General features: G+C 67.6%; 4 protein-coding genes. 1 reads left to right on the top strand and 3 read right to left on the bottom strand.

Annotated elements, in window-relative coordinates:
- Positions 1 to 69 precede the first annotated feature (69 nt).
- Positions 70 to 990: a methyltransferase, FxLD system gene (fxlM, locus tag QSK21_RS35565; RefSeq protein WP_285702162.1), complete on the bottom strand. Its 921-nt coding sequence runs from the start codon at positions 988 to 990 to the stop codon at positions 70 to 72.
- Between the two features lie 349 nt (positions 991 to 1339).
- On the opposite strand from fxlM, the gene QSK21_RS35560 reads away from it, so the two are divergent.
- Positions 1340 to 2707 carry a helix-turn-helix domain-containing protein gene (locus QSK21_RS35560; protein WP_285702161.1) on the top strand — a complete coding sequence of 456 codons (1368 nt, stop codon included), beginning with the start codon at positions 1340 to 1342 and terminating at the stop codon, positions 2705 to 2707.
- A 538-nt stretch (positions 2708 to 3245) separates the two neighbouring features.
- Here QSK21_RS35560 and QSK21_RS35555 read toward each other — a convergent pair.
- Together QSK21_RS35555 and QSK21_RS35550 are read right to left on the bottom strand one after the other, a co-directional pair.
- Complete coding sequence (locus QSK21_RS35555) at positions 3246 to 3860, bottom strand: N-acetyltransferase (RefSeq protein WP_285702160.1); 615 nt, start codon at positions 3858 to 3860, stop codon at positions 3246 to 3248.
- 1 nt (position 3861) lies between these two features.
- Entirely contained in the window at positions 3862 to 4938 is a 1077-nt protein-coding gene (locus QSK21_RS35550; protein ID WP_285702159.1) for an NsdA family TPR-like regulatory protein, read from the bottom strand.
- Positions 4939 to 5152 lie beyond the last annotated feature (214 nt).

Raw genomic sequence — 5152 nt, 5'->3', positions numbered from 1 at the left:
AATCCATACAGGCGGCATTCCAGTATCGGGATGCACAGCCCCGTCACGTTCGAAGGGCTCAACCTGCCCTCAGACACCACCGAGTGACCTCACCGCAGGTGTCCGTGCTACGGGGGGAACCTCAGGCAAGGTAGTCGCCAGCCAGAGCGGCAGCGTGGCGAACGGCTCCGTTCGCCCGACGCGGACGCCCGACCACACGGCGGCGGGCTCGGTGTTCAGCACCCCGTCCAGCAGGCTCGGCTGCTCCAGGGTGCCGTCATCGAACCGCAGCCCGACCCGATCCCCGCGGAGCAGCCACAGCCGTTCATCATGGGCACCGGCACCTTGCATCTTGACGAAGCCGCAGACGTGCGCCGACCGGCTCACCAGATGGTCGCCTTCGCGTTCCAAGGCCAGCGAACGCGTCACGCCGCGCATCCGCAGCGGCACGACGAGCCTGCCGTCCTCGGCCAGCTGCTCGGTCCATGCCGGAGGGATGTCCCAGGCGCCGACCGTGACGATGATGCGGTCGTAGGGCGCGTGCTCGGGGACACCGCCCTCGGCGTCGGCGAGCAGGACGTTCACCTGGCCGTACCCGGCTTCGTCCAGGAACGAGCGCGCTCGGTCGGTGACAACAGGGTCGATGTCGACGGTCGTGACGTGGCCCCCCGCGCCGACCAGCTCGGCGATGAGCGCGGCGTTGTAGCCGCCCGAACCGATCTCCAGGACGCGCATCCCCGGCGTGATCTGCGCCTGCTCCAGTTGGCCCGCCTGGATTTCGGGTGCGGACACGGTGCTGATCGGCGTGCCGTGCTCGTTGCGCTTGACGACCACGATGTCGCGGGCGTACGCCTCCTCCAGCGACGCGCCGGGGGCGAACACGTGCCGGGGCACCGTGCGGAACGCCTCCGCGATGCTGGGAGTGGCGATGACGCCATCGGAGATCAGGTCTTCCACGAGCCGTTCCCGCAGGTCAGCGGGAGACGGAGTAGCGACGGTGTCGTTGTTCATTCGCGGCAGTGTAGGCATCGCAGGCGCTCACTCCCCCCGACACGGCCGAGCCGCTATGAGTCCATGGCGCGAAGGCGACATCGCCGCGGGCGACCGGAGCGGACAGCGGGCGAAAGCGGACCCGTTCAGCTCGGATTCGGAGGAGATGCCGGCGGCTGGCGCGGGCGGCTGCGTGCTGCGCATCTGTCTCGTTCTCCCTGAGCTCGGGCTACGCCGGACCTTGTCCATGCGCCTACTCAAGCGCCGATCCAGCCCCGAAGAAATTGGCAGTTGCCTTCAAGTCCCTTGTCACGACCTCGCAACCCCGAAGAGGCCTTGCACGACTCCGCCGCGGTGTTACGTTGCGCCTGTGGACCCCCAGGCCCGGGACAACATCGCCGCCGAGCTCCGCGCCACGGGCACCGCCGCAGGATGGTCACCCTGGCAACTCGTGCAAGCCATCCACGACAAGGCCCAGACTCCAACGCTGCTGATGGCATGGCGTCTGGCCACCGGCCAGACGCAAGACGAGGTCGTCACCGGCGTTCAGGGCCTGGCCGCCGACGACGGCCGACCATGCGCCATCAGCGTCCAGAGCCTGTCGAAATACGAGAACGGACACCACGCACCCGGCCCGTTCTACAAGCGCTACCTCGCGCTGTGGTTCCGGTGCAGGCTCGACCGTCTCGGCCTGGCCGATGAAGACCCGGTCGATACTCTGGTCGGAGAGGTTCCAGCGCTTCCCCAACCCCAGGAGGACGATGTGGAGCGTCGCAATTTCCTAGGACTCGCCGCGGCGGCGCCCCTGGTCGTCAGTCTCGACAGCACGCGCTCACGGATGGACGAAGGGCTACGCCGCGTACTGCCCGCCCAGGACCTCCAGCACTGGTGGGACGCCACCGCGGATCACGTAGCCGCCTACGGAACCATGCCGCCCACCGGCCTGCTCAAGCGCCTTGCCCCCGACCTCGACTCCATCGCCGCACTGGCCGAACGCTATCCACACCAGCGTGACCTGCACCTGATCGCCTCACGCCTCTGCGGACTCACCGGCGCGCTGCACACCGATCTCCAGCAGGACCGCGTCGCACGCGACTGGCTGCACACCGCCAACCGCTACGCCGAACTGTCCGGGAACACCGCCCAGCAGTACTGGGTCGCCATGGCCCAGGCGATGGCCCTCATGTACGCCCCCACGCCCCAACCCCACCGCGTCGTCACGATCGCCGAACGCGCCCGCAACGCCCTGGGGAACGCGTCCAGTGCATCCGCTGCCCAGCTCACCGGCCTGGCCGCACGCGCCCACGCCCAGCTCGGTCGCCACGCCCAAGCCCACACCGAACTTCACAAGGCACGCAGCATCTTCGACGGTCTGGGCGACGCCCAGATCAACGAGCCGTTCTTCGGCTTCCCCACCCAGGAAATGACCATGTACTCGTCCCAGGTCCTCAGCCGCACCGGCGCCTCCACCGCCTGGGACGAGCAAAACCGCGCGCTGGCCGGATACGCCCTGGATGACCCGATGGACCGCCCCCTCATCCTGCTGGACCGAGCGCGGTACGTCACCGGAAAGGGCGACGCCGACCACGCTGCCCGCATCGCGAGCGACGCCATCGGCGCCGTTCCGCAACAGCTTCGAGTCCCGCTCCTGCTCACGCAGGTAGAGGACGTGGCAAGCCTCATTGCCCAGCGGTCACCGCAAGCGGCGAACCAGCTGCGCCAATCGGTTCACGCCTGATGTAGGCGCTCACGCCTCCGAGTCGTACTGGCCGGCCTTGATGCTTGAAGGCCTCCCGTGTGCTGGACCTCTACCAGCGCGAATGCTCGCGCGGGAAGAACGGTGAGCCCGACCAGATCGGCGACCCGGCGAACGGACCACCCCCGCTCGCGCGGGGAGAACAGCCGCCGGGCGATCTGCAGATCGGTCAGTGGCGGGCCACCCCTGCTCGCGCGGGGAGAACACTTCGCGACCTGCGGCTCTATGGGGCCGTTACTGTTTTGAGACCTTCCAGTCGGGGCGGTGTGTGCTTCACCAGCCCAGCCTACGGCGCTTCGCCATCGCGCACCCGCTCTGCGCAGGGCAGCGGACGCCCGGCTGCTGGAGCCGATTGGTCCGCAGGCCCACCTTCAGGCCTCGGAGATCCCTCGGTCACTCACACCGCGGTGGACCGCCTTCCACGCCGCCAGGCACGGCGTCTCTGACCTCACCCCACATCGCGAGCCGTCCAAGGCGTCACCGGCCTGCGCACCGTCGTGCATGTCGATGACACCGCTCTTCAGCCAGGAGGCCGGGCATCGGCACACGCACCTTCCTGCGGCCGCTCACTTATCGGAAGGGGGATGATCAACACATCGTAGAGGGGGGCGTTCTCCCATCGGGGCCGCAGACGACCGGCCTTCTGCCAGCCCCATGCCCGGTACGCGCGATACGCCTGCTCATTGCCGCCCTCGACCAGCAGCGTGGCCCGTGTCTCCGGCCGGGTCTTCAACAGTTCGTCGTGGAGCCGGTGTGCGACGCCTTGACCGGTCCACGCCTGCCGGACCATGATCTCGCTGAGCGCGAAGGTGCGGGCCCCGGTCTCCTGGGTGAAACCCGGCTCCGGCTCCTCCTCCAATCCGCCCCACCAGGCGGTATCCGGCCCCAAAGGCCACCCCCAGGTCTGCCCGATCGGCTCTTGGCCTGCGGTGTAGGCGACCACCATGTCGAACCCCCGGCCTGAGCCGGTGTAGGCATCGAACCGCCGCATGAACTGCTCAACCGCATCGAACTCATCCCCAGAGGCGATGGCCTTGGCGTAGGCGTCGATGTAAACGGCCTCGACAACCTCACGGATGGCCCGGGCCTGCGCTGCGTTGAACCGTTGGAACCTCAATTCGCCTTGGGGCGTCATGCTAGGCAGGGTATTTGCGCCTCATGGCGTGAGCCACCGCGGCGAGCCGCCTGTTGAAGTCCTCATCACCGGTTGCGCTCAGTGGCTGCAGGGTGTCGAGAGTCCGGACCGATCCGCTGACGGGTCCTTCCAGGGCGGTCAACGCCGATCGGGCAGTCTCCAATGCGCCGCTGCGATCTCCCTGCTCCAGCCGGACACTTGCCAAGCGCGCCTCGTAGAAGGTCCGGTTCCGAGGCAGCAGTGTCGGATCCTCCAGGGTCTGTTCGTACAAGATCACGGCCCTCTTATGGTCGCCGGCATCGGCGGCCGCCCGCGCTTCATGCCCCCGTACCTCGGCCTGTGTGACGAACTCAAACCATGGCCGGTCACAGGAACTCGGGCCACGGTCGAGTTCCCGGTAGGCGGTCAACACCGCGCCTCGTGCCGTGTTCTCGTCGTGCAGCAAGGCCGCCGCGGTGGCACGCCGCATATTGATCAACGCCCCTAGCCTCGGTGACATCTCGTAGCGGGCGGCGTCTTCCGCACAGTCCAGAAACCGCAGGGCCTCCCGAGCAGGCCCCCTGCGCCCGCTCAATCGCGCCAGCGATGTGGACTGCAGAGCCATCGTGGCGTACACATGTGCGCGCAGGCCGCCGTCGTCGGTACCGTCGGCCAGCAGCCGCGCGTCCTGAGCCAGGCGCCGCGCTGTTGCCATGTCGCCGGCGTCGAACGCGATGAAGCTGCCGCACACCCCAAGGTTCGCGCCTACCTTCAACAGGTCAGGTGCGAGACTGCTCGGATACTCGCCTTCGTCGATGAGGTCCTTGGCCTGCTGGAACAGCATCGTCGCCTGCCGCAACAGCCAGGCCCCACCGACCGTCCAGTCACGGGCCCACAGCTTTTGGACGCACGCCTGGAGGTAGCGCAGGTGGGCGGGCCCGACACGTTCGGGGAGCGTGGGGGTCTTAGGGAGTAGGGCATCTGCCGTCAGCGCCACGACGGTCCCGTTGAATGTACGGCGGTCCAATTCTTCCTCATCAGGATGTCCAGGGAGCGAGATTTCCACTGTCGCGTCTGGCGATCCCAAGATCACCGGCACGAGAGCTTCGCGTGGCATAGCCACCGCGTCCGCCCATACCAGGAGTTCGCGGATGTCGAACAGTGTGCCGCGTGCTCGGCTCTCGATTGAGGTTCCCCCCGTAGCACGGACACCTGCGGTGAGGTCACTCGGTGGTGTCTGAGGGCAGGTTGAGCCCTTCGAACGTGACGGGGCTGTGCATCCCGATACTGGAATGCCGCCTGTATGGATTGTA

Source organism: Actinomadura sp. NBRC 104412, assembly GCF_030269515.1.
GTDB lineage: Bacteria > Actinomycetota > Actinomycetes > Streptosporangiales > Streptosporangiaceae > Spirillospora.
The sequence above is the reverse complement of the archived record's forward strand: the minus strand, read 5'-3'. Positions and strand labels throughout refer to the sequence as shown.

What these genes read in the sequence shown, in the direction of transcription:
- fxlM (WP_285702162.1), bottom strand. Translation starts at nt 990, where the DNA reads ATGAACAACGACACCGTCGCTACTCCGTCTCCCGCTGACCTGCGGGAA.
- QSK21_RS35555 (WP_285702160.1), bottom strand. Translation starts at nt 3,860, where the DNA reads ATGACGCCCCAAGGCGAATTGAGGTTCCAACGGTTCAACGCAGCGCAG.